The 23,761-nt window shown below is 66.9% G+C and carries 16 protein-coding genes; 10 read left to right on the top strand and 6 right to left on the bottom strand.

What is annotated here, in order from left to right; genetic code table 11:
• Positions 1 to 77: 77 nt before the first annotated feature.
• Positions 78 to 1,487, top strand: a complete 1,410-nt coding sequence (locus tag J2X44_RS16215; RefSeq protein WP_310086344.1) for a TolC family protein — start codon at positions 78 to 80, stop codon at positions 1,485 to 1,487.
• Here the strand turns inward: J2X44_RS16215 and J2X44_RS16210 are convergent.
• Complete coding sequence (locus J2X44_RS16210) at positions 1,484 to 2,992, bottom strand: MFS transporter (RefSeq protein WP_310086341.1); 1,509 nt, start codon at positions 2,990 to 2,992, stop codon at positions 1,484 to 1,486. The two genes, J2X44_RS16215 and J2X44_RS16210, sit on opposite strands and share 4 nt — an antisense overlap.
• A gap of 306 nt (positions 2,993 to 3,298) precedes the next feature.
• On the opposite strand from J2X44_RS16210, the gene J2X44_RS16205 reads away from it, so the two are divergent.
• On the top strand, positions 3,299 to 3,862 hold the full coding sequence (locus J2X44_RS16205) for a YqgE/AlgH family protein (RefSeq protein WP_310086340.1): 564 nt from the start codon (positions 3,299 to 3,301) through the stop codon (positions 3,860 to 3,862).
• Here J2X44_RS16205 and J2X44_RS16200 read toward each other — a convergent pair.
• Positions 3,859 to 4,257 (bottom strand): hypothetical protein, encoded by a 399-nt coding sequence (locus J2X44_RS16200; protein ID WP_310086337.1) that lies wholly within the window; start codon positions 4,255 to 4,257, stop codon positions 3,859 to 3,861. The genes J2X44_RS16205 and J2X44_RS16200 overlap by 4 nt on opposite strands.
• 402 nt (positions 4,258 to 4,659) lie before the next feature.
• Here J2X44_RS16200 and ahcY point away from each other — a divergent pair, with 402 nt between their 5' ends.
• From ahcY to trxA, 8 genes are all read left to right on the top strand, one after another.
• Positions 4,660 to 6,075, top strand: coding sequence for an adenosylhomocysteinase (ahcY, locus tag J2X44_RS16195; RefSeq protein ID WP_310086334.1), 1,416 nt, complete (start codon positions 4,660 to 4,662; stop codon positions 6,073 to 6,075).
• Between the two features lie 202 nt (positions 6,076 to 6,277).
• Positions 6,278 to 8,641 carry a PAS-domain containing protein gene (locus J2X44_RS16190; protein ID WP_310086332.1) on the top strand — a complete coding sequence of 788 codons (2,364 nt, stop codon included), beginning with the start codon at positions 6,278 to 6,280 and terminating at the stop codon, positions 8,639 to 8,641.
• Positions 8,638 to 9,087: a tRNA (adenosine(37)-N6)-threonylcarbamoyltransferase complex ATPase subunit type 1 TsaE gene (gene tsaE, locus J2X44_RS16185; RefSeq protein ID WP_310086329.1), complete on the top strand. Its 450-nt coding sequence runs from the start codon at positions 8,638 to 8,640 to the stop codon at positions 9,085 to 9,087. The genes J2X44_RS16190 and tsaE overlap by 4 nt, the downstream gene beginning before the upstream one ends.
• On the top strand, positions 9,072 to 10,055 hold the full coding sequence (locus J2X44_RS16180; protein WP_405053379.1) for an aminoglycoside phosphotransferase family protein: 984 nt from the start codon (positions 9,072 to 9,074) through the stop codon (positions 10,053 to 10,055). Before tsaE ends, J2X44_RS16180 begins: the two co-directional genes overlap by 16 nt.
• Before the next feature lie 20 nt (positions 10,056 to 10,075).
• Positions 10,076 to 10,771: a nucleotidyltransferase family protein gene (locus J2X44_RS16175; protein ID WP_405053406.1), complete on the top strand. Its 696-nt coding sequence runs from the start codon at positions 10,076 to 10,078 to the stop codon at positions 10,769 to 10,771.
• 134 nt (positions 10,772 to 10,905) lie between these two features.
• Positions 10,906 to 13,944 (top strand): double-strand break repair protein AddB, encoded by a 3,039-nt coding sequence (gene addB / locus J2X44_RS16170; protein ID WP_310249344.1) that lies wholly within the window; start codon positions 10,906 to 10,908, stop codon positions 13,942 to 13,944.
• Positions 13,941 to 17,414: a double-strand break repair helicase AddA gene (gene addA / locus J2X44_RS16165; protein ID WP_310086323.1), complete on the top strand. Its 3,474-nt coding sequence runs from the start codon at positions 13,941 to 13,943 to the stop codon at positions 17,412 to 17,414. The genes addB and addA overlap by 4 nt, the downstream gene beginning before the upstream one ends.
• 63 nt (positions 17,415 to 17,477) lie before the next feature.
• Positions 17,478 to 17,798: a thioredoxin TrxA gene (gene trxA / locus J2X44_RS16160; protein ID WP_293701859.1), complete on the top strand. Its 321-nt coding sequence runs from the start codon at positions 17,478 to 17,480 to the stop codon at positions 17,796 to 17,798.
• 95 nt (positions 17,799 to 17,893) lie between these two features.
• Here trxA and argJ read toward each other — a convergent pair whose 3' ends face one another.
• The 4 genes from argJ to J2X44_RS16140 all read right to left on the bottom strand — a co-directional run bounded on the left by argJ (position 17,894) and on the right by J2X44_RS16140 (position 23,695).
• A complete protein-coding gene (gene argJ / locus J2X44_RS16155; protein WP_310086318.1) occupies positions 17,894 to 19,120 on the bottom strand; it encodes a bifunctional glutamate N-acetyltransferase/amino-acid acetyltransferase ArgJ in 1,227 nt (408 codons plus the stop codon).
• Positions 19,121 to 19,327: 207 nt separating this feature from the next.
• Positions 19,328 to 20,764, bottom strand: a complete 1,437-nt coding sequence (locus tag J2X44_RS16150; RefSeq protein ID WP_310086315.1) for an aldehyde dehydrogenase family protein — start codon at positions 20,762 to 20,764, stop codon at positions 19,328 to 19,330.
• Between the two features lie 98 nt (positions 20,765 to 20,862).
• Entirely contained in the window at positions 20,863 to 22,173 is a 1,311-nt protein-coding gene (locus J2X44_RS16145; RefSeq protein WP_310086313.1) for a M20/M25/M40 family metallo-hydrolase, read from the bottom strand.
• Positions 22,174 to 22,228: 55 nt separating this feature from the next.
• Positions 22,229 to 23,695: a PQQ-dependent sugar dehydrogenase gene (locus tag J2X44_RS16140; protein ID WP_310086310.1), complete on the bottom strand. Its 1,467-nt coding sequence runs from the start codon at positions 23,693 to 23,695 to the stop codon at positions 22,229 to 22,231.
• Positions 23,696 to 23,761: the final 66 nt, after the last annotated feature.

Here is a 23,761-nt window from a genome sequence, read left to right as displayed (position 1 = left end):
CCTTCGAGACGGGTCTTCGGCTTCGCTCAGCCCCTCCTCAGGACGAACCTTGAAGAATTGAATTTAGGAGCAAGATCATGATCCTCCGCAATATCCTGACCGCCGCATCGACGTTGGCGCTCGCCGCCTGCGCCGTTGGCCCCAACTATGCCGAGCCCAAATCGGCGTCGACGCCGGTTGCAACCGGGCCGTTCGTCTCGGCGAACAGCCCCGCGATCTCGCTCGCGCCGGTCGCGGGCGACTGGTGGCGGCTCTATAACGATCCCGTCCTCGACGGTCTCGTTGCCGACGCACTCGCCAGCAACACCGACGTCCGCGTCGCGGTTGCGAATATTGCCCGCGCCCGCGCATCGCTGCGCGGCGCCCGCGCCGACCGCCTGCCGCAGGGTCAGATCGGCGCCGGCGCCAATTATGGTCGTAGCCCCGAAGGCCAGCGCTTACCGAATGCCGACCGCGAGGATTGGGCGGTCGATGTCGGGCTCAACGTCTCGTACGAAATCGACCTGTTCGGTCGGGTCAGCCGCTCGGTCGAGGCGGCGCGCGGCGATGCGGCGGCTGCCGAGGCCAATGCCGACGCGGTGCGCGTGATCGTGGCCGCCGATACGACGCAGGCCTATGCCGATGCGTCGTCGGGTGCGGCGCGGCTGGACGTTGCGCGCCGCATCGTCGGCCTGCTCGACCAGCAGGTAAAACTGACGCAGCGGCGCAAGGATGTCGGGATGGCGACGGGGCTCGACCTCGCGCGCATCACGACGCTGCGCGACCAGCGGTCGGCCGACATTCCCTCCATCGAAGCTGAACGGCAGGCGGCGTTGTTTCGCCTCGCGACTCTGACCGGTCGTGCCCCTGCGGCGCTCCCCGCGATCGCGGCGGACCGCAACATCAGCCTCGAAATCACCGACCCGATCCCAGTCGGTGATGGGGCGGCGCTGCTGAAGCGCCGTCCCGATATTCGCGCCGCCGAGCGCCGCCTGGCCGCCGACACAGCGCGCATCGGCGTCGCAACCGCCGACCTCTACCCGCGGATCACGCTGGGCGGGTCGGCGGGTTCGACAGGATCGGGCTTTGGCGATGTGTTCGGCGGCGGACCGATCCGCTGGCTGCTTGGGCCGTTGCTCAATTGGGCGTTCCCCAATCAGGAACCGGCGCGCGCGCGCATCGCGGTGGCCGAGGCCGATACGCAGGCGTCGCTTGCCGAATTCGACGGCACCGTGCTCCGCGCGCTGGAGGAAACCGAAACCGCGCTGTCATCCTATGCCCGCGCCCTCGAACAGCGGCAGGCGCTCCGCGCCGCACGCGACCAGGCCGAACGCGCGGCGCGGATCGTGCGCGCCAAGCGGCAGGAGGGCGCTTCGGATTCGTTCGAATGGCTCGATGCAGAGCGCACCTTTGCCGAGGCGGAGGCTGTGCTCGCGGCGCAGGACGGCCAGATTTCGCGGCGCCAGATCGCGCTGTTCCGCGCCCTTGCAGGCGGCTGGTCGAGCTAGTTCGCGCGCGGCGTTCCGGGCATCAGCGGCAAGACGCGCAGCATCGCGAGCGCGGCGAGCAGCAGCGTCGCCGCCGCAAACGCCATGGTATAGATCGGCTCGCCGGGGAAAAACGCCTGCATGATCGATCCCATGATCGTCGCCACCAGCAATTGCGGCACGACGACAAAGACGTTGAACAGCCCCATGTAAATGCCGAGCTTCGCCTGCGGCAGGCTGGAGGCGAGCATCGCATAGGGCATCGCCAGCACCGACGCCCAGAAGATGCCGATGAAAATCTCGCTGACGATCAGCTGGGTGGGATCGCGCAGCAGGAAAAAGCTGCCAAAGCCGATCGCGCCGCAGACCAGCCCGGCAATATGGGTGCGCGCCTGTCCGATCCGCGCCGACAGCCACGGCAGCAAGGTGAGCGCCGCGATCGCGGCGACGCCGTTGTATATCGCGAACAGCTCGCCAACCCAGTTTGCGCCCGTCTGATACGCCGCCGACGCCGGGTCGGTGGTGCCATAATGATATTGCGTGACCACCGGCGTCGTGTTGATCCACATGATGAACAGCGCCGACCAGCTGAAGAATTGCACCAGCGCGAGGCGCTTCATCAGCGGGGGCATACCCGCGAAATCGCCGACGATGCTCGACAGCATATTCTTGTCATTGCCGCCGCGCGCCAGCGCGATGGCGATCATGCTCGCCAGCCCATAGCCGACCAGCAGCGCGCCGAGCAGCAGCACCTCGCGCAGCAGCGCGAACTGCATCTGGATGGCGACGACCGCCCCGCCCGCGGCGATCCAGAGCAGGCTGGTTGCATAGCTGTGCGAGGCAAGCGCACGGATCGCGGGCGCGTCACCCGCTTTTTCTGCCGGTTCGAACGCTGCCATCTCGGCCGGGTCATATTCGCGCGTCGTGGCGACGGTCCACAGCACCGACAGGAACAGCGCCAAGCCGCCAAACCAGAAGGCATATTTGACCGTATCGGGAATCTGCCCCGGCGGCGCGACATTGGCGACCCCCATCGCCTCCATCAGGGTGGGAAACAGCGACCCGACGACCGCGCCCGCGCCGATGAACGCGGTCTGCACCGCATAGCCGACGCTGTGCTGGTCGCGGCGCAGCATGTCGCCGACGAAGGCGCGGAACGGCTCCATCGAGATATTGAGCGACGCGTCGAGGATCCACAGCATCATCGCCGCGAACCAGATCGCCGGACTCTCGGGCATCACGAACAGGGCAATCGCGGCCATGATCGCGCCAGCCAGGAAATAAGGCCGCCGCCGCCCCAGGCGCCCGAACCAGGTCTTGTCGCTGAGATGACCGATGATCGGTTGGACAAGCAACCCGGTCAGCGGTGCCGCGACCCACAGTCCGGGCAATTTTTCGATGTCTTCGCCCAGTGACTGAAAGATGCGGCTCATATTGGCGTTTTGCAGCGCAAAACCGATCTGGATGCCGAAAAAGCCGAAGCTGATATTCCAAAGGCCGGCAAAACCCTGCCGCGGCTTATCCATGTCTCTCTCCCCGTGGCCGCGTGGCGGCTCTTGTCGGCGCGAAGGATTGCAGGGCAGGTCGGGGAGGGCAAGCATGCTGGGGCTACGTATACGAATACGTGGAGAAGGGTGGGGTTGACCGATCAGCGACGTCATGGGTTTTTTACTTTGTCATGCCCGCGAACGCGGGAACCCAGGGCGGGATCAGCCTACGCACGCTCTGGGCTCCCGCGTTCGCGGGAATGACGACAAGGCAGCGTCCCACACCGCAAAGCCGCCCCACCAAAGGTGCTGGACCACCCCGTCCCGCCGCTGCATGATGGCGTGATGGACACAGACCCCATTTGGTTCACTGGTCAGCTGCTACTTGCGCTGCCCGGAATTGGCGATCCCCGCTTTGAACATTCGGTGATCGCGATGATCAGCCACGACGACGAAGGCGCGATGGGGATCGGTATTTCCGATCCGATTGCGGGGATGACGGTTGGCGAGGTGCTCGACCAGCTGGAAATCGCGCATGACGATGCGCTGGAGCAGCCGGTGTTTCTGGGCGGCCCGGTCGAACCGTCGCGCGGGTTTGTGCTGCACAGCATGGACTGGGGCGGGCAGGAAGCGGTGCAGGTCAGCGATCGCTGGATGGTGTCGAGCTCGCACGACATCTTGCGCGCGATCGGCGAGGGGCGCGGTCCCGCCCGATGGTTGGTGGCGCTGGGCTATGCCGGATGGTCGGCGGGGCAGTTGGAGGGCGAAATGGTGCGCCACGGCTGGCACGTCACCCCGGGCAGCGATGCCCTGTTATTCGACACGCCGCCCGCCAAGCGCTGGCAGGCGGCGTTTGCCGAAGCGGGAGTGGACGCCCGCTTGCTGACAACCGAGGGCGGTGAGGCTTAGCGCGCGAGCGCGAGTAGCGGGCGACCTGCCGCCAGGTTGGCCCGCGCGGTGCGGGCGGCCCAGCGGGAATCGACATAACGCCCGTCGGCGAGTTCGAGGTCGTAGCGGATCGGGCTGGCAAGCGCCGCGTCATAGGCGGCGGCGGCTTCGTTGGTGCGACCCAGACGAGCATAAGCGGTACCAAGATTGATCAGCCGCGACGGATCGCGGGCGTTGACGGTGGTGTCGCCGGTCAGCTTGGCGACCGCGGCGTGATTTTCACCGGCGCGCAGTTCGGCATAGGCGACCGGCAGTGCCGTCGAATCGGCCTGCGGCCCGGTCACCACGATGATCGATTGCGCGCCAGCCGGACTCGCCAAGGCCAGTGCGACCAGCGGCAGCAATATTTTTTTCATCTCTCTATCCCCTCGAAAACTTTGGCCGATTTTCTCCCTCATCATCAGAAAAGTCAATCTTTCCGGCACTTTGTAACACTGATGTCACAAACAGTAATTATGCTAATCGCAAGGCGCATTATAAACCAAAATTTTCAGAATCTTGGCCTTTGCGACTCGGTGTCACAATTCGGCGGCACCGACCGTCACAATTGCGCCTGCTGAAAATAAATTTCCGCGCCGGTGTATTTTGCACCGCCGATTCGCGCGTCTGCCGCGCTCGGTAGAGCGAGCGCCGATTGCGATATAAAGAAAAGTTTATATTTGATCGGCCGCGCGCTTTGAGCTAGGGCGCGCAACATAATTACCTCATATTTCGGGGCCGCTCGCCTGCGGCCGAACTCGCCTACAGGAGACTCCATCGTGGCCACTCTCGCCGCCGACACTCGTGATTATGTGATTGCCGACATCGGTCTTGCCGATTTCGGGCGCAAGGAAATCAACATCGCCGAAACCGAAATGCCGGGCCTGATGGCGCTGCGCAGCGAATTCGGTGCGTCGCAGCCGCTGAAGGGTGCGAAGATTGTCGGTTCGCTGCACATGACGATCCAGACCGCGGTGCTGATCGAGACGCTGACCGCGCTGGGCGCCGAAGTCCGCTGGGCAACCTGCAACATCTTTTCGACCCAGGACCATGCCGCCGCCGCAATCGCCGCGACCGGCGTGCCGGTGTTCGCGGTAAAGGGCGAAAGCCTGGCCGATTATTGGGACTATGTCGGCCGCATCTTTGACTGGGGCGTCGAGGATGGCACGACTTGCAACCTGATCCTCGACGATGGCGGCGACGCCACGATGTTCGCGCTGTGGGGCGCGAAGCTGGAGGCCGGCGAGACGATGCCGGCGCCCGAGAATGAAGAAGAGATCGAGATGCAGCGCGCGCTGAAGGCGTTCGTTGCCGCTAACCCCGGCTACCTGACCAAGACGGTCAAGGCAATCAAGGGTGTGTCCGAAGAAACGACGACGGGCGTCCACCGCCTGTACCACATCGCCAAGAAGGGCGAGCTGCCCTTCCCCGCGATCAACGTCAACGACAGCGTCACCAAGTCGAAGTTCGACAACCTCTATGGCTGTAAAGAGTCGCTGGTCGACGCGATCCGCCGCGGCACCGACGTGATGCTGGCGGGCAAGGTCGCGACCGTCGCTGGCTTCGGCGATGTCGGCAAGGGTTCGGCGCAGTCGCTCCGCAACGGCGGCGCGCGCGTCCTCGTCACCGAAATCGACCCGATCTGCGCGCTGCAGGCGGCGATGGAGGGCTTCGAGGTCGTCACGATGGACGAAGCCGTCAAGCGCTCGGACATCTTCGTCACCGCGACGGGCAATGCCGACGTGATTACCGCCGAACATATGGCGGCGATGAAGAATATGGCGATCGTCTGCAACATCGGCCATTTCGACAGCGAGATCCAGATCGCGGCGCTCGCCAATTACAAATGGACCGAAGTGAAGCCGCAGGTCGACCTGGTCGAATTCCCCGACGGCAAGCAGATCATCATCCTGTCGAAGGGCCGCCTGGTGAACCTCGGCAATGCGACGGGCCACCCGTCGTTCGTGATGTCGGCGAGCTTCACCAACCAGACGCTGGCGCAGATCGAGCTGTGGACGCGCAGCGAGCAGTATAAAAACGATGTCTATGTCCTGCCCAAGCATCTCGATGAAAAGGTCGCGGCGCTGCACCTCGACAAACTAGGCGTTAAGCTGAGCCAGCTGAGCCAGAAGCAGGCCGATTATATCGGCGTGCCGGTGGCGGGGCCGTTCAAGCCCGATCATTATCGCTACTAATTTCTCGTAATCCCGAGCTGCGGCCGACCGTCAAGGTCACGACCGCCGCGTCGTTTCTTTGCATGAAATTACGGACGGCGCGCCCATCGGATGATGCGGCGCGCCGATCCGCAATGACATGCGATTGAAACATGACAGCATCACCTTTAGGGCAAGCGGTCATGTGCGCAGAATATCCCAACAAGCGAGGATTCAGGGCGGGATGAGCGGTTCGCTTTCCCCGGGGCTGGTTTTCGCCCTCGGCCTGTTCGCCGCGCTGTGGTTGCTTGCCGGATTGTGGGCGGTCGGGCGCGGGATCGCGATGCAGCGGCGCGCGGCGTTTGTCGCGGGACAGGCCGAACGGCTCGCCAGCCTGGTCGAGGCCTCGCCGCAGCTGCCGGTCATCGTCCGTGCCGACTGGCGGGTCGAGGCAAGCGAGAAGCTGGGGCGGTGGCTGGGGCTGGCGCAGGGGCCGCGCAATTTCGATGAGTTGCGCGGGCTGGACAGCGGGCTCGACGCCGATGGCCATGATGCGCTGCGCCACGCGATTCTTGGCGCGCAGCGCGGCGGCAAGCCCTTTACCCTCAGCCTGAAGCCGCAGGGCAGCGAGCGCACGATCATTCTGCACGGCGTCCCGGCGCCGCAGGCGGTAGGCGGGGCGGGCAGCGTGCTGCTGTGGCTGAGCGATGCGACCGACGGCCAGCATGCGCTGGCCCAGGCGCGCAGCGAGCGCGACGAGGCGATGGCGGCGTTCGAGGCGCTGTCGGGCCTGATCGAGGCGGCGCCGTTTCCGATGTGGTTCCGCGATACCGGCCTGCATCTGGCGCTCGTCAACGGCGCCTATGTTCGCGCGGTCGAGGCGAAAAGCGCCGTCGCGGTGATCGATGGCGGCGTCGAGCTGTGCGAAACCGTCGCCGGGGTCAGCGCCGCCGAAGCCGCCGACGAGGCGCGGATCGCGGGCACGGCGCAGGTGCGCACGATTCCGGTGACGATCGAGGGCGAGCGCCGGATCATGCGGGTCGTCGATGTGCCGCTGGCGCCGCAGGGCGGCCGGGTGATCGGCATCGCGGGTTATGCGATCGACATTCAGGAGCTGGAAAGCGAGCGCGGCGCGCACCGCCGCTTCGTCGATACCCAGCGCGAATTGCTGGACCGGCTGGCGGCGGCGGTCGCCCAGTTCGGCCCCGATCAGGGGCTGGCCTTTGCCAATCTGCCGTTCCGCCGCCTGTTCGCGCTTGAGGCTGAGGACGTCGCCGAGGCGCGGCCGTTCGCGCGGCTGCTCGATGCGTGGCGCGAGGGTGGACGGACCCCCGAGGTGCGTGACTATCCGCAATGGCGGCAGGCGCATGTTGACTGGTTCGCGCAGGCCGGGGCTAGCGAAGAGGATTGGCTGCTGCGCGACGGCACCCATTTGCATGTCGTCGCCCAGCCGACCCCCGACGGCGGGCTGCTGCTGATCGCCGAGGACAAGACCGAGCAGGTGCAACTCGCGGGCGCGCGTGACACCTTGCTCCGCGTCCGCACCGCGACCTTCGACAATCTGTTCGAGGCGATCGCGGTGTTCGCCCCCGACGGGCGGCTGCATCTGTGGAACCAGCGGTTCCGCCGCCTGTGGGGGATCGATGAGGGGACGCTGGCGGCGCATCCGCGCGTCGATGCGTTGATGGGCGGGCTCGCCGATCGGCTGGTGAAACCGAACCAGATCAGCATCGTGCAGGAAGTTATCCGCGCCGCGACCTTGGAACGGCAACAGCGCGGCGGCGAAATCGGTTTTGCCGATGGTCGCTATTTCGACTTCGCATCGATTCCGCTGCCCGACGGCAATGCGCTGCTGATCATGCTCGACATCAGCGCCAGCCGGAAAATGGAGGGCGCGCTGCGCGAACGCAACGAGGCACTGGAAGCCGCCGACCAGGTCAAGACCGCGTTCCTGTCGCGGATGAGCTATGAACTGCGCACGCCGCTGACCTCGATCGGCGGGTTCGGCGAGATGTTGCAGGCGGGTTATGCGGGCAAGCTCAGCGATCAACAGCGGGGTTACATCGACGCGATCATGGATTCGGTGGGGGTGCTGGGGCGGCAGATCGACAATGTGCTCGACCTGGCGCAGGGCGAGGCGGGGACGCTGGCGGTTGAGCGAGCGCCGGTCGATGTCCGGGCGTTGCTCGATGGCGCGCTGGCCGATGCGAATGCGTTGGCCGCGGCTGAAAAGGTGGAACTGGTCGGCAATATTTCGCCCGATCTGGGCCGTATCGACGGCGATGCGCCGCGGCTGTCGCGGCTGGTCGCGGGGCTGCTCGACAATGCGGTGCGCTATACCGCCCCGGCGCGCAAGTCCGGCGGCCGCGTCCTGCTCCATGCCACAGGCGACGCGCACGGGATCGACATCATCGTGTCGGACAATGGCCCGGGGATGCCCGAAGCGGTCGCCGCGGTGACCAAGGGGCAGCAGGCGGGAACCGCGTCGGGCGGCATCGGCCTGGCCCTCGCGCGCCAGCTCGTCGCCGCGCATGCCGGGACGATGGAGGTGGTGAGCGAGGCGGGACAGGGGACGCTGGTGCGGATCAGCCTGCCGCGCCGCGCATGAGCCAGCGATACGACTACACGCTCGCCGACGCCGGGCGGATTGGTGCGGCGATCGGCGCGGCGCTGCTTCCCGGCGACGTCGTCCTGCTGTCGGGCGAACTGGGCGCGGGCAAGACGACACTGGCGCGCGCGATGCTGAAGTCGCGCGGGTTGGCAAGCGAGGCGCCGAGCCCGACCTTTGCGATCGTCCAGCCCTATGCGCCGCCCGAAGTCGATTTGCCGATCGCGCATGTCGATCTCTATCGGATCGACGATGAGGGCGAGCTGATCGAGCTCGGCCTCGACGACTATCTGTATGACGGCGCGCTGCTGATCGAATGGCCCGAACGGCTCGGATCGCAAGGCTGGCCCGACGCCCTGTCGATCACGATTTCGGGGAGCGGCGACGCGCGCGCCTTGACAGCAGAGGTGCCGACGTCTTGGGGGAGCCGATGGCCGCTCCGATGATTCCGCCCCCCCATGCGCCCGCCTTCCTTGCCGCGCATGGCTGGGGCGATGCGCAGATTTTGCCGCTGGCCGGCGATGCATCGTTCCGGCGCTATTTCCGCGTCGTCGACGGCGCGCGGCAGGCGGTGCTGATGGACGCGCCGCCGCCGCATGAGGATGCGCGCCCGTTCATCGCGATCGCCGAATATCTGTGCGACCAGGGGCTGACCGCGCCGACGATCTTTGCCCGCGACCTGACGCAAGGCTTGTTGCTGATCGAGGATTTCGGTGATGTGCGGCTGCGCGAGACGGTCGATGCCGCGCTGCACCGCGAGGTCGATCTTTATGCCGGGGTGACCGACCTGCTCGTCCACCTCCACGCGCGGCCGCCGATGCCCGAATTACCGGTGCTTGGGCTGGAGCAATGGCTCGACGAGGTGATGCTGTTCAGCGACTGGTATTGCCCGACGCTGGGGATCGACGTCGATCGTGATGCGTTTCGCGGCGCGTGGGAAGCGGTGCTGACCCCGGTGGAGCATGACGGCCTGCCGCGCGTCACCGTGCTGCGCGATTATCATGCCGAGAATATCATGCTGGTGCCGGGTAAGAAGGGCGTCGCCCATTACGGACTGCTCGATTTCCAGGACGCGCGGATCGGTCACCCCGCCTATGATCTGGCTTCGGTGCTGGAGGATGCGCGGCGCGACGTCACCCCGGCGGTTGAGGCGGCGATGCTGGCGCGCTATCAGGGCGCGACCGGGCAGGACATCGAGAGTGCCTATTGGGCGCTGGCGGCGCAGCGCAACACGCGCATCCTGGGGGTTTTCGTGCGGCTGTGGAAGCGCGACGGCAAGCCGGGCTATCGCCAGTTCCAGCCGCGGATGTGGGGACTGCTCGAACGCGATCTGGCGCATCCGGGGCTGGCGCCGGTGCGCGCTTGGTTCGACGAAAACATCCCCGCCGACAAGCGTGCGGCGGCGTGGCTGTGAGCGTGAAGATCGACAGCGCGATGGTGATGGCGGCGGGGCTGGGCAAGCGGATGCGCCCGCTGACCGCGACGCGGCCCAAACCGCTGGTGCGCGTCGCGGGCAAGGCATTGATCGACCACAGCCTCGACCGCATCGAGGCGGCGGGGATCGGCCATGTCGTTGTCAACGTCCATTATCTGGCCGACGCCCTGGAAGCACATCTGGCGGCGCAGCAACGGTCGTTCACTATTGCTGTTTCGGACGAGCGCGACCTGCTGCTGGAAACCGGCGGCGGGATGGTCAAGGCGCTGCCGCAGCTTCGCGGCGACCCGATCCTGATCGTCAATAGCGACAATATCTGGACCGACGGACCCGAGGACAGCATCCGTCACCTGGCGCGCCATTGGGACGGCACCCGGATGGACGCGCTGCTGCTGCTGATCCGCCAGGCGAGCGCGACCGGACACGGCGGGCGCGGCGATTTCCATATGGACGCCAACGGCCAGCTGTCGCGGCGCAAACCCGGCCGCATCGCGCCATTTGTCTATACCGGCATCCAGCTGATCTCGCCGCGGCTCCTCGACGGCGCGCCCGCGGGGGCGTTTTCGACCAACATCCTGTGGAACCGTGCGATCGCCGACGGGCGACTGTATGGCCTGTCGCACATGGGGCAATGGTTTGACGTCGGCACCCCGGATCGGATCGCGCCGACCGAAGCGGCGCTGAGTGAGGTTTGATCCCGTCGTTTCGTCATTGCGAGCCCTTCGACTGCCTTGCAGGCGCCCAGGATAAACTGCGCGAAGCAATCCAGAGCTTGCGTAAACCGCTCTGGATTGCTTCGCTGCGCTCGCAATGACGATTTGTGAACCTGATGGCTGACGCCAAGCCCACCGTCTTTTCCATTCCCGTCCAGCGGGCCTTTGCCGACGCGCTGGTCGCCGGGGTGACCGACCGGTTTGCCGAAGGCGCATTGGGGCTCGCCGAAGGATTGATCCTGCTACCCAGCAACCGCGCGCGCAGCGCGGTGCAGGCGGCATTTGTGCGCGCCAGCGGCGCGGGGCTGCTCATGCCGCGATTGGCGGTGATCGGCGATGCCGATCTGGATGAAAGCGTCGCGCTGGCATTCGATGCGATCGACGATGCCGACCCGATCCCGCCCGCGATCGATGCGCTGCGGCGGCGGTTGATGTTGGCGTCGCTGATCGAGCGGCACAATCCGCCTGGCGAAGACGCGATCACCGGCGCCGCCGCGTTTCAGCTGGCCGAAGGACTGGGCCGGGTGATCGACCAGCTCCACTATGAGGAGCTCGCCCCGACGCGGCTCGGCGACATCGAAGCTGCACTCGGCGACCTTGCGGGGCATTGGCAGGCGTCATGGCAGCGTCTGCGCCTGCTGGTCGATCACTGGCCTACTATGCTCGCCACGACGGGGCATATAGACCGCGCCGACCGCCGTAACCGTCTGCTGGCGCGGGTGACCGCCGGCTGGCGCGCCGCGCCGCCGGGACGCTTTGTCGTCGCGGCGGGGGTGACCACCGCGGCGCCGGCGATCGCGCGGCTACTGCGCACCGTCGCCGACCTGCCACAGGGGATGGTGGTGCTGCCCGGGCTTGATCTTGGCATGGCCGCGGAGGAATGGGATGCGCTGGGTCCGGTGAAATCCGATCCCGATCAGCCGGGAGAACGCCCGCTCGAAACGCATCCGCAATATCATCTGAAGCTGCTGCTCGGCCGAATGGGGATCGCGCGTGGAGAGGTTGGCGAATGGGCCGCGGCCTCGCCGTTCGACGGTCCCGATGCGCGCGCACCCTTTCTGTCGCTGCTGTTCGCGCCCGCCGCTTACACCGCGCGCTGGCAGGCCGCCGAAAACCTCGCGCCCGGCTTGACCGGGGTCAGCGCGGCAACCTTTGCAGACGATGGGCAGGAGGCGCAGGGGATCGCGCTGATGATGCGGCGCGTGCTGGAGGAAGCAGGGCGCACCGCCGCGCTGGTGACCCCCGACCGCCTGCTCGCCGAACGCGTCGCCGCAGCGCTGGCGCGCTGGGGCTTGGAAGGCGACAGTCGCGTCGACGACAGCGCCGGGCAGCCGCTGGGGCAGATGCCGCCGGGCGCGCTGCTGTTGCTGCTCGCCGAATTTGCGGCGGCATTCGATTCGGTGCGGCTGATCGCCTTGTTGGGACATCCGCTGGTACGTGCCAACGGTGACGCCAAGGTGCGGCTCGACTGGCTCGATCAGGTGCGGCGGCTCGATCTGGTGCTGCGTGGTCCGGGACTGGTGCCCGGCTGGGTCGGGGTGACGGCGCGGATTGACGAAATTGCGGCCGACAGCGATCGGCGCGGGCATGGCGCCGCGCTGGCTATGGCCGATTGGTGGGCCGAGGTGGCGACTGGGCTGAGCCGCGCACTCGCTCCGTTTGCGGCGGGGGTGCCGGCGCCGCCGTCGGTGCTGCTCGGCGCGTTGCAGGACGCGCTCGGCTGGCTGACCGGCGACGGCGCATGGACGGGTCATGCCGGCCGCGCGTTGTCCGACCTGTTCGACCGCTGGACGCTGGCCAAGGGCGACGGTCCAGCGCTGGTCGCGCCCGCCGATTTCCCTGCAATGCTCGCCGATCTGATGAACAACGAGAGTATCCGGCCACCCTATGGCGGGCATCCGCGGCTGTTCATCTGGGGTCTGCTGGAGGCGCGGTTGCAGCGCGCCGACCTGATGATTTTGGGCGGACTCGACGAGGGGCGCTGGCCGCCGCAGCAAAGCCCCGACCCTTGGCTCGCGCCCGGCATCCGCCGTATCCTGGGCCTCGCGGCGCCGGAGCGACAGCAGGGGATGGCAGCGCATGATTTTGCCGGTGCCTTTGCGGCGCGCGAGGTTGTGGTGACGCGCGCGCTGCGCAGCGGCGGCGACCCGGCGGTCGCGTCGCGTTTCTGGCTGCGGCTGGCGGCACTGGCGGGCGACTTGCCCGACGCGACGCTCGATGGACAGCCGGTGACGGCGCTCGCCGCGGTGCTCGACGTGCCGGAGGGGGCAAGCCAGCCCGCCGCCAAGCCGCGTCCCGCCCCGCCGCTGAATGCGCGGCCCGACCGGATCAGCGTTACCGGGGTCGATCAGTTGGCGCGCGATCCCTTTGCCTTTTACGCCGCGAAGATCCTGCGGCTGAACGAACTGGAGCCGTTGAGCAGCGGTCCCGATGCCAAATGGTTCGGGACGCGGGTGCATAAATTCCTGCAGGACTGGCAAGCGGCCAAGATGACCGAGGCGGCGTTCGAGGCCGAGATCGCCGCTTTGCGCGCCGACCCGGCGCTCGATTCGCTAGCACGCGCTTTTTGGTTGCCCCGGATCGAACCGTCTCTGCGCTGGGCCGCGGCGCGGGTGTGGGCGTCGCGCGAAGAACGCTATCCGGTCGCCAACGAGGTCAGCGGCACACTGTTGATCGGCGGCATTACGCTGCGTGGCACCGCCGACCGCGTCGATCAGGCCGCCGACGGCACACTAGCGATCGTCGATTACAAGACGGGCGCGGCGCCGTCGGCCAAATCGGCGGGCGAGGGGCTGAACAGCCAACTGGGGTTGCTGGGGTTGATCGCCGAGGAAGCGGGGCTGGGCGATCTGGCGCCCGAACCTGCCGGTGCGTTCGAATATTGGGAGTTGAAGCGCGACCGCAAAAAGGGCGTCGACGGCACGGTCAAGGCGATCAAGGGGCAAAAGCCGAAGCCCCCGACCGCCGCGGCGGTGGTTGAGCGGGCGCGGGAGGCACTGGCTGACCTCAGCGCGCGTTTCCTGCTGGGGCAGGAGCCGTTCGTCCCCGGCGATGCTGCCAAGCGGTACACCGATTTCGACCAGCTGATGCGCCGCGACGAATGGTTCGGGCGGGGGGAGCCTGACCCGGCGGCTGCCGACGAGGCGGCGGCATGATCGACTCCGACAAGCTGCTCAAACCGCTCGACGGCGGCCAGCGCGCTGCGGCAGAGCCGGACGACCATGTCTGGCTCGGCGCATCGGCGGGGACAGGCAAGACGCAGGTGCTGTCGGCGCGCGTGCTGCGCCTGATGCTCGCAGACGTGTCGCCCGAGGCGATATTGTGCATCACCTTTACCAAGGCGGGCGCCGCCGAAATGGCGCATCGCATCCACGAACGGCTGGCGATGTGGGTTCGGATGGCCGATGGCGACCTGCGGCTCGACCTGGCCGCGCTCGGCGCCGACTGGGCCGAGCCGGGCATACTCGATCGCGCGCGGTCGCTGTTCGCCACCGTGATCGACAGCCCGGGCGGCGCGGTGCGGGTGCAGACGATCCACAGTTTCTGCCAAACCTTGCTCGCCAGTTTTCCACTGGAAGCCAAGATATTGCCGGGGTTTCGCGCGCTGGAGGATAGCGAGGCGAGCGCGTTGCAGCGCGAGGTGCTGGGGCAATTGCTGGCGCGGCCCGATAGCGATGGCGATGCGATGCGAACGATCGCGGCGATGCTGTCGCAGCGGTTGGGGCAGGATGCGGCGGTCGCTTTCCTGGCGCGCTGCGCGAGCAGCTTTACCGCCGCCAAGGCCCCGCGCCTCGCTCCCAAAGCCCATGATCTGCGAACCGCACTCGATTTACCCCCGGGCGATCCGCTGGCATGGCAAGCCGCGGCGCTCGGTGGCGGCACAATTGCCGATGCCGACATCGCCGCGGTCGCCGCGAGCGGGCGCGGCTGGGGGACCAAGACAGGCGATGGCCGCGCCGACATCATGGACGACTGGTTCCGCGCCGATAGCCATGGCCGCGCCGCGATGCTGACCGCGGTGCGCGGCTGCTTCCTGACCGGCACCGGCGACATGCGCGCTGATTACACCAAGGACAAGGGCGGTATGCGCAGCTGCCTTGGCGCCGCCGAGCGGATCGTCGCGGCGGCGGGTAACCTGCTCGCGACCGCGACCGCAATGGGGGTCGCCGACGATCTGGCGGCGGCGTGGGATTTGGGCAGCCGGTTTGCTGAGGCCTATGCGCTGGCGAAGCGCGAGCGCGGGCTGGCCGATTTCGACGATCTGATCAGCATCGCGGGGCATCTGCTGGCGCAGGGCGATTTCGGCGACTGGGTGCGCTTCAAGCTCGACCAGCGCACCGACCATATTTTGGTCGACGAGGCGCAGGACACCAATGCGCGGCAATGGGCGATTGTCGCGTCGCTGGCGGGCGAGTTTTTTGCCGGGATTGGTGCCAAGGACGACCGGGTCCGCACGATGTTCACGGTCGGCGACCGCAAGCAGGCGATTTTCGGCTTTCAGGGGACCGAGCCCGCGGCGTTCGAGGCGGCGCGGCTGAGCTTTGCCAAGCGCGCGGCGGAGGGCGACAAGCCGTTCGAGGATGTCGATCTTGTCACCAATTACCGTTCGAGCCCCGCGGTGCTCGACGTCGTCGATGCGTGGATCGCGGCGGGCGCGCCCGCATTGATGGGTCTGGAAAGCGACGAGCCGCCACACGTTCCCGCCGAATTCAACCGCGACCGTGCCGGGCGGGTCGAGCTGTGGAAACCGCTACCGGTCGGCAAGGCGGTCGACGCCGATGCCGACGACGAGGGCGGTTCCGAAGGTGACGAAGGTGAGGAGGGAGCCGGGCCGCGCGACACCTCCGCCGCCGCCAGCGACCCCGCCAGCCTGCGGCTGTCGCGCGCGATCGCCGATGAGGTGCAGGACTGGATTGCGCATGGCAAGGACGGGCGTCCGGTCGCGCCGGGCGACATCTTGATCCTCGTCCGCCGCCGCCGCGATTTGGCGGCGCGGATCGTCGCGCGGTTGCAGTCGCTGCACGTGCCGGTCGCGGGGGTCGATCGCTTTTCGCTCACCCAGTCGCTAGCGGTGCAGGATCTGCTCGCCGCAATGCGCTTTGCGGTGCAGCCGCTCGACGATCTCAATCTTGCCAGCTTGCTGGTGTCGCCCCTGTTCGGGTGGAGCCAGGACGAGCTGTTCGGCTTTGCGCATGGCCGCCAGAAACGGGCGCTATGGGAGCAATTGCGCGCTCGCGAGGAAGAGGCGCCGCCTGAAACGATGGCGGCGCTGCGCAGCTTGCTTGGCATGGGCGATTTCACGACGCCGTTCCGGTCTCTGGAGCGTATCCTGTCGGGGCCGCTCGACGGGCGGCGCAAGCTGTATCACCGGCTGGGGCGCGAGGCGCGGGACCCGATCGACGAACTGCTCGCGCAAGCGCTGGCGTTCGAGCGGCAGGAAGCGCCGTCGCTGCTGGGCTTCCTCGCACACATCGCCTCGAGTACGGCGGAGATCAAGCGCCAGAGCGAGGCGCGCAGCGATGTCGTGCGGGTGATGACGGTGCATGGGTCGAAAGGCTTGCAGGCGCCGATCGTGATTCTGGCGGACGCGACCGACGATCCCAAATCGCGGCGGGTGAGCTTTGACCTGTCGATGGGAGGCTGGGACAAATTGCCGGTGTTCGCGCTCGGCAAGGATGAGCGTCATGGCGCGATTGCCGCCGCGCACGACCTCAAGGAAGCCGCCGAACGCGAGGAGCATTGGCGATTGTTGTACGTGGCGATGACGCGCGCCGAGGAATTGCTGATCGTCACCGGGACGCGGAGGGCGGACGAGCTTCCCGACAATAATTGGCACAGCGCAGTCGATGCAGTGATGGCTGATATGGGCGCCGACTGGCAGGATGCCGGGCCGCGCTGGGGGCAGAAGCGCGTCTATGCGGTGACGGGCAAGGCGCGCGCGGCCAAGGACAAAGTGCGGGAGGTGTCGCCGGTGGTCGCGGTGCCTGACTGGGCGCGGGAAGCGGCCCCCGAAGAAGCGCGCCCGCCGCGGCCGCTGGCGCCGTCGGCGCTGGGCGCGGACGATGTCGCAGCGGCGCCGCAGGGCGCGGTTCGGGCGGCGGCGGTGCGCCGCGGGCTGCTGCTCCACGCGCTGTTCGAACGCCTGCCGCCGGTGGCGTTCGAACAGCGGCGCGGGGCGGCGCAGCGCTGGCTGACGGTGCAGGCGGCGGACTTCGACACCGCAGCGCGCGACGCAATGGTCGATGAAGTGCTCGGCGTGCTGAACGACCCGGCGCATGCTGCGTTGTTCGGGCCAGGCTCGCTCGCCGAAGTGCCGCTGTCGGCGGTGGTCGCCGGCACGGTGGTCGCCGGGATCGTCGACCGGCTGCTGGTCACCGCCGACGCGGTGACGGTAATCGATTACAAGACCGGGCGGCATTTGCCGGACAGCGCCGCCGCGGTGCAGCCCGCCTATCTGCGCCAGATGGCGGCCTATCGCGGGGCGCTGGCGGCGATTTTTCCGGGGCGGCGGGTCGACGCGGCGTTGCTCTACACTGCCGGGCCGCGGCTGATTGCGCTGGACGACGCGCTGCTCGATGCGCACAAGCCGGGCTTGGCGGCAACCAAGGCAAATTTGGGCGGTTGAGGTCTTGAGCCGGAGGCCGCGACCTCTTAGCTTGAGGGCAACCGAATTTCAGGAGTTTTCATCATGGGTACCAAGGCAATCAGCGACGACAGCTTTCAGGCCGACGTCCTCGACAGCGACACTCCGGTGTTGGTCGATTTCTGGGCCGAGTGGTGCGGCCCGTGCAAGATGATCGGCCCGTCGCTGGAAGAAATCGCCAATGAGCTGGGCGAGAAGGTTGTGATCGCGAAGCTGAACATCGACGATCATCCGAACGCCCCCGCCAAATATGGTGTGCGCGGTATTCCGACGATGATTCTGTTCAAGAACGGCGAAGTCGCCGACACCAAGGTCGGCGCGGCGCCGAAGAGCGCGCTCAAGGGTTGGCTGGAAGGCGCGCTTTAAGAATTTACGTCGCCCCCGCGAAGGCGGGGGCCGCAGGCAGCCTTGCGCTACGCCCATAGCGGCCCCCGCCTTCGCGGGGGCGACGTATCGGAAACTCAGCTCCGATAGTCTGCGTTGATGCTTATGTAGCCGTGCGTCAGGTCGCAGGTCCAGACGGTCGCGCGGCCTTCGCCCAAGCCAAGGTCGGCGCCGACACGGATTTCGAGGCCTTTGAGATGCGCCGCGACTGGTGCCTCGTCATAGCCATCGACGGGCAGGCCGTCCTTCGCCACCCAATGATCGCCGAAGCGGATTGCGAGCTTGTCGCGGTCGGCGGGTTCGCCGGCCTTGCCGACCGCCATCACGACGCGGCCCCAGTTGGCATCCTCGCCCGCGATCGCGGTCTTGACCAGCGGCGAATTGGCGATGGCGAGCGCGACGCGCTTGGCGCTGTCGTCGCTGACGGCGCCGGTCACCTGAATTTCGATGAACTTTGAGGCGCCTTCGCCGTCGCGCACGACTTGCTGCGCGAGGTCGAGCGCAACTTGGCGGATCGCGGCGTAGAGGGCGTCGGCGCCGGGATCGTCGCGGGTGGTCAGCGGAGCGTGGCCCGCCTGTCCGGTCGCGAACAGCAGCACGGTGTCGCTGGTCGAGGTATCGCTGTCGACCGTGATACTGTTAAACGTCCCGCCGGTCGCCTCGCTCAACATCTCCTGCAGCAGCGCGGGGGCGACCGCGGCGTCGGTGAAGATATAGCCGAGCATCGTCGCCATGTCGGGGGCGATCATGCCCGATCCCTTGACGATCCCTGCTATATGGACGGTGGTGCCGCCGACGACCGCGCTGGCGGCCGATCCCTTGGCGAAGGTGTCGGTGGTGCAGATCGTTTCGGCGGCGGCTTCCCATGAGCAGGGCTGCGCGGTGAAGGCAGCTTCGACCCCGGCGCGCGCTTTGTCCTTGGGGAGCGGCACGCCGATCACGCCGGTCGAGCTGACGAACACCTCGGACGCGTCGCAGCCGAGATGATTCGCAACCTGCGCCATGATCGCCTCGACCGCCTCGCGCCCGCGATAACCGGTGAAGGCGTTGCTGTTGCCCGCATTGACGATCAGCGCGCGGCCGGCGCCGCCCTTGACCTGCTCGCGGCCGAGTTCGACTTCGGATGAACAGCAGACATTGCGGGTAAAGACGCCCGCGATCGTCGTGCTCGGCGCCAGCTCGACATAGGTGAGGTCGCAGCGATCCCAATTCTTGTACTGCGCGCGCGCGACGCGGCGGGTGACCCCGGCGATTTCGGGGAGCGCGGGGAAGACGGCGGGGGCGAGGGGGGAGCGGGTGGTCATGGGGATGCGCTTAATCGCTATCGTCCCAAAGCAAAACCCCTCCCGCAAGCAGAAGGGGTCTTTGATCCTACCTGTCGCGAAGCGATGGGGAGGTGGCAGCGCGTAGCGCTGACGGAGGGGCTTTGGCGCCACCGTCGCCGCCCCTCCACCATTCGCTTCGAGAACGGTCCCCCTCCCCATGGCTGCGCCACAGGGAGGATTTGGAGATTACGCCGGAATGCCGCTGATCGACTTCACTTCCATAAAGTCCTTCAACCCGAACACGCCGCCTTCGCGGCCGTTGCCCGACGCCTTGTAGCCGCCGAACGCCGCGCCCGGGCCGGGGCCCCAGGCGTTGACCGCGACCATGCCGGCACGCAGCTTCGGTGCCACAGCGGCGGCCTTCGCCGGGTCGCCGGATATGACTGCCGACAGACCATATTCGGTGTCGTTGGCGATATCGACCGCTTCGTCGAGGTCGCCATAGGCCATGATCGTCGCGACCGGGCCAAAGATTTCCTCGTTCGCGATACGCATGTCGCGGGTGACGCCCGAGAACACCGTCGGCTTGATATAATAGCCGCGGTTGACGTTGCTGGGCAGCCCGGTGCCGCCGGTTTCCAGCGTCGCGCCCTCGTCGATCGCCGACTGGATCAGGCCCTGGATCTTGTCGAACTGCGCCTTGTTGACGACGGGGCCGATATGGCCGCCTTCGCTCATCGGATCGCCGACCTGCGTCCCGTCGAACATCGCCTTGATGACGCCGACCGCCTCGGCCTCGCGCTCCTTCTGGACCAGGATCCGCGTCGGCGCGATGCAGCTCTGGCCGGTGTTGACCAGCACGCCCTGCACCGTCGGCGGCAGCACCGCGGCGAAATCGGCGTCGGGCAGGACGATGTTCGGCGACTTGCCGCCCAGTTCCTGATGGACGCGCTTAACGGTGTCGGCGGCCGCCTTGGCGACCAGGATGCCGGCGCGGGTCGAGCCGGTGAAGCTCACCATTTCGATGCCGGGATGCGCGCTGATCGCATTGCCGACGGTCGGGCCATCGCCCTGCACCAGGTTGAATACGCCCGGCGGGACGCCCGCGGCGTCGAGGATTTCGGCGAATATCGTCGCGTTGCCGGGGCATTCTTCGGAGGGTTTGAGCACCATCGTGTTGCCCGCGGCGAGCGCGGGCGCGACCTTCAGCGCGATCTGGTTGAGCGGCCAGTTCCACGGCGTGATCATGCCGACGACGCCGATCGGTTCGTAAGCGATGACGCCCGCGGCATATTTTTCGGTGAAGCTGAAGTCTTTCAGCGCCGCGATGGTGCCAAGAAAGCCGCCGATCCCGGCGCCGACCTGCGCGGTGCCCGCGAAGCTGACCGGGGCGCCCATTTCAGATGCCATAGATTTGGCAAGATCGGGGGCGCGCTTCTTATATTCCTCGACGATGCGGTTCAAAAGGTCGAGGCGCTCTTCACGGGTGGTTAGCGAGAAGGTTTTGAAGGCCTCCTTTGCCGCCGCGACCGCGTCATCGACATCGGCGGCGGTGCCAAGAACCACGGTCGAGGCGGCTTCTTCGGTCGCCGGGTTGATGACGTCGTGCGACTTGCCGCCTTTGCTGTCGACCCACTGGCCGCCGATATAGTTCTGCTTGAGGTGCGTTGCGGTATCGCTCATTTTCTCTCTCCCAATCGGCGTGTCTGAATACGTCTCGGATTGCTACCTAATCACTGTGGCGCATGAATCAAGCGAGGCCAACTGGCAAAGGTGACGGTTCAGCGCTTTTCAGCACTCAGCCGTGACATCAATATGGCAGCGCGCGTCGCTTGGCGGGAGATGCTGGGGATGTCGACCGCTTCGCCGAGGGCATGGTCGCCGGTCGAATAGGGGCCAAGACCGGCAAGCCCGTCGACGTCGGCCGCGACAAAGCTGATGTCGCCCGCGCCGCGCTTCAGCGGGTCGAGCGGCGCCATTTCAGCGAGGCCGAGGTCGCGGTTGACCCCGTTGAGCTTGGCCAGGAGCGCGCGGTTGCCGTCGGTCGGCGCCATTGATGGATAGCCGCCGGGATCGAAGCTGATCTTGGCGTCGGTGCCGGGGGCGTGGCCTGCAACGATCGCGGTCATTTTGGCTTTCACGCGTTCGATCTGCTCGGGCGACAGCGCGCGCAGGTCGCCGCGCGCGACGGCGATCGGGGCGATGATATTGGTCTTGCCGGTCGCGGTGGCGCGGATGCCGCCCGCGTCGAGTTCGGCTTGCTGGCCGCCCGCGATCAGCCCGACGTTGAACGTGAGGTTCGGTTCGGGAAGCTCGGTGCGAAAGCGGTAGAGGATCCGCGTCAGTTCATAGATCGCGCCATCGCCCGCCGCGGCGCTGAAGATGCCCGAGCTGTGCGCGCTCTTGCCCGTCGCGGTGACCGTCCAGCTATCCGACGAGCGCCGCGCGATCGACCCCATGTCAGCGCCTCCATCACGCACCAGCCCTTCGAAATCGAGCGCGACATCGCTGCGCTTGCCCGCGGCGATCAGGTCGGCGCGCGCCTTCTCGATCGGGCTGCCCGCATCTTCCTCGTCGCCGGTCATATGAATTTCGATATTGGCGCCCTTCAGCGTGCCCGCCGCCTGCATCGCGCGCAGCGCCGCGACGATGACGACCATGCCGCCCTTGTCGTCACCCGCGCCCGGCCCTTCGCCCAAATCGCCCTTGCGAACGAATGTCTGGAACGGCGAGTCGGGTTCGAACACAGTGTCGAGATGCGCGATCAGCAGCAGGCGCTTGGTGTCGGGCTTGCCGACATGGGTGGCGATCAGATGTCCGGCGCGCCCGGTGTCGGTCATCGGCTTCCATGCCACCTTGAAACCGAGCGGCTCGAGTTCTGCGCGCATCATCTGGCCGACCTTTTCGACCCCTTCAAGGTTGAGCGAACCGCTGTTCTGGTTGACCAGTTTTTCGAGCAAGGCGATTGACCGAGCCTGTTCAGCCTCCACCGTCTTGGCCATCCCGCTTTCGGCCTTCGACAGCTTGGCGTGCGCAGCCGGGGCGAGCGCGAGCTGGACGGCGAGCAAGGCGGCAAGCGGCAGCGATTTCATGGAAACTCCTCTGGACGCCACCCTTGTGCCGGTTGCGCGGAACGCGGGCAAGCGTTCAGCCGGGGCGGATCATGAAAATATCGCCGCCGATGCTGACGATGAACAAATTGCCCGCGCTGTCTTCGCCGAACGACGCAATATTGCTAAGCGTTCCGGCATTGGGGGTGAAATCCTCGTTGCGCCGCGCGAAGCGCGACGAGGGGAGCGTCTGTCCAGCGACAAGGCTGGCGAAGGGTATCGACCAGATATTGCCCGACACGAAATCGGCAAAAACATATTGGCCGACGAGCGAGGTGACCGGGCCGCGATAGACATAGCCGCCGGTCACCGAGCGCCCCTGCCGCGGGCCGTTGCCATGGCCATATTCGGCCACGGGCGGGGTCAGCCCGGCGGGCGCGGTTCCCGCATAGGGCTGGGTGCCCTCCAGAAAGCGCCAGCCGAAGTTCAGCCCCGGCTGGGTCGTGGTCACCAGATCGATCTCCTCGACCGCGCCCTGGCCGACGTCGCCGATAATCAGGGTCGAGCCCGAGAACGAGGCGCGAAACGGATTGCGCAGGCCAAAGGCAAAGACATAGGGATCGCCGCCGCCCGCCAGAAACGGATTGCCGGGCGCCGGGGTATAGCTGCTGCCCCCCGCGCCCAGCGCAAAGCGCAGGATCTTGCCGAGCTGGACATTGCGGTTCTGGGCATTGTTGTTCGGGTCGCCGCCCCCGCCGCCGTCGCCCACCGCGAAATAGACATGGCCGTCGGGGCCGAAGCCTATCCAGCCGCCATTGTGGTTGTCGAACCCGGGGTGCGGGATGTCGAGCACGGTGTCGTAAATGGTCGAACTGTTCGGTTGGCCCAGAGTGTAGCGGCGCACCTGCACATTGCCATTGGTCGCGGTGGCGACCGCGAACAGCCGCTGCGACGTCGCATGGTCGGGATAGGGCGCGAGGCCAAGCAGACCGCGTTCCCCGCTGGTCGAAATGTCGGTGATGTCGAGCACCAGTGCACGGCTGCCGTTCGCGGGGTCGAAGCGGTACACGTCGCCGCCCTTTTCGACGACGTAGACGCGGCTGTCGCCGGGGATCGCGGCGACATAGAGCGGCTGGTTGAACCCGGTGCCGACGCGCGTCACCGATATGCCTTCGCGGCTGTTGGTGACGGTGATGTTGACCGCCTGCGTGACGCTCGCCTGGCCATCGCTGACGCGCAGCACGACGGCATAGACATTGTCGCTGTCGGCATCCCCAGGCAGGTCGAAGTCAGGCGCGGCGGCAAAACTGAGCGCACCGGCCGGAGTGATCGCAAAGCGCGCCGCATCGGCACCGCCGTCGATGGTGAAGGTCAGCGCGTTGCTGTTGGGGTCGCTCGCGGTCGCCTGGTAAGCGCTGGCGATGTTTTCGGCGACACTGGCGGTTTGCAGCGAAGTGAAGCTGGGCGGCGCATTGGCAGCGGGCGGGGTGTCGCCGCCACTCCCACCGCCACCGCAGGAAACCAGCAAAAGCGAGGTGAGGGCGACAGAGACGCGCATCCGCATGGCCAAACAGCCTTTCGTGATCGTGCCCCGCCCCTTGGGTTCAATCTGCCATCGGTCCGCCGCACC

Origin of the sequence: Sphingopyxis sp. BE259 (assembly GCF_031457495.1) — a bacterium.
Taxonomy (GTDB): Bacteria; Pseudomonadota; Alphaproteobacteria; order Sphingomonadales; family Sphingomonadaceae; genus Sphingopyxis.
This window is presented reverse-complemented; position numbering and strand designations above follow the sequence as displayed.

Coding starts and splice junctions, on each gene's coding strand:
- J2X44_RS16215 (WP_310086344.1), top strand. CDS start 78: ATGATCCTCCGCAATATCCTGACCGCCGCATCGACGTTGGCGCTCGCC.
- J2X44_RS16210 (WP_310086341.1), bottom strand. CDS start 2,992: ATGGATAAGCCGCGGCAGGGTTTTGCCGGCCTTTGGAATATCAGCTTC.
- J2X44_RS16205 (WP_310086340.1), top strand. CDS start 3,299: ATGGACACAGACCCCATTTGGTTCACTGGTCAGCTGCTACTTGCGCTG.
- J2X44_RS16200 (WP_310086337.1), bottom strand. CDS start 4,257: ATGAAAAAAATATTGCTGCCGCTGGTCGCACTGGCCTTGGCGAGTCCG.
- J2X44_RS16190 (WP_310086332.1), top strand. CDS start 6,278: ATGAGCGGTTCGCTTTCCCCGGGGCTGGTTTTCGCCCTCGGCCTGTTC.
- tsaE (WP_310086329.1), top strand. CDS start 8,638: ATGAGCCAGCGATACGACTACACGCTCGCCGACGCCGGGCGGATTGGT.
- J2X44_RS16180 (WP_405053379.1), top strand. CDS start 9,072: ATGGCCGCTCCGATGATTCCGCCCCCCCATGCGCCCGCCTTCCTTGCC.
- J2X44_RS16175 (WP_405053406.1), top strand. CDS start 10,076: ATGGTGATGGCGGCGGGGCTGGGCAAGCGGATGCGCCCGCTGACCGCG.
- addB (WP_310249344.1), top strand. CDS start 10,906: ATGGCTGACGCCAAGCCCACCGTCTTTTCCATTCCCGTCCAGCGGGCC.
- addA (WP_310086323.1), top strand. CDS start 13,941: ATGATCGACTCCGACAAGCTGCTCAAACCGCTCGACGGCGGCCAGCGC.
- trxA (WP_293701859.1), top strand. CDS start 17,478: ATGGGTACCAAGGCAATCAGCGACGACAGCTTTCAGGCCGACGTCCTC.
- argJ (WP_310086318.1), bottom strand. CDS start 19,120: ATGACCACCCGCTCCCCCCTCGCCCCCGCCGTCTTCCCCGCGCTCCCC.
- J2X44_RS16150 (WP_310086315.1), bottom strand. CDS start 20,764: ATGAGCGATACCGCAACGCACCTCAAGCAGAACTATATCGGCGGCCAG.
- J2X44_RS16145 (WP_310086313.1), bottom strand. CDS start 22,173: ATGAAATCGCTGCCGCTTGCCGCCTTGCTCGCCGTCCAGCTCGCGCTC.
- J2X44_RS16140 (WP_310086310.1), bottom strand. CDS start 23,695: ATGCGGATGCGCGTCTCTGTCGCCCTCACCTCGCTTTTGCTGGTTTCC.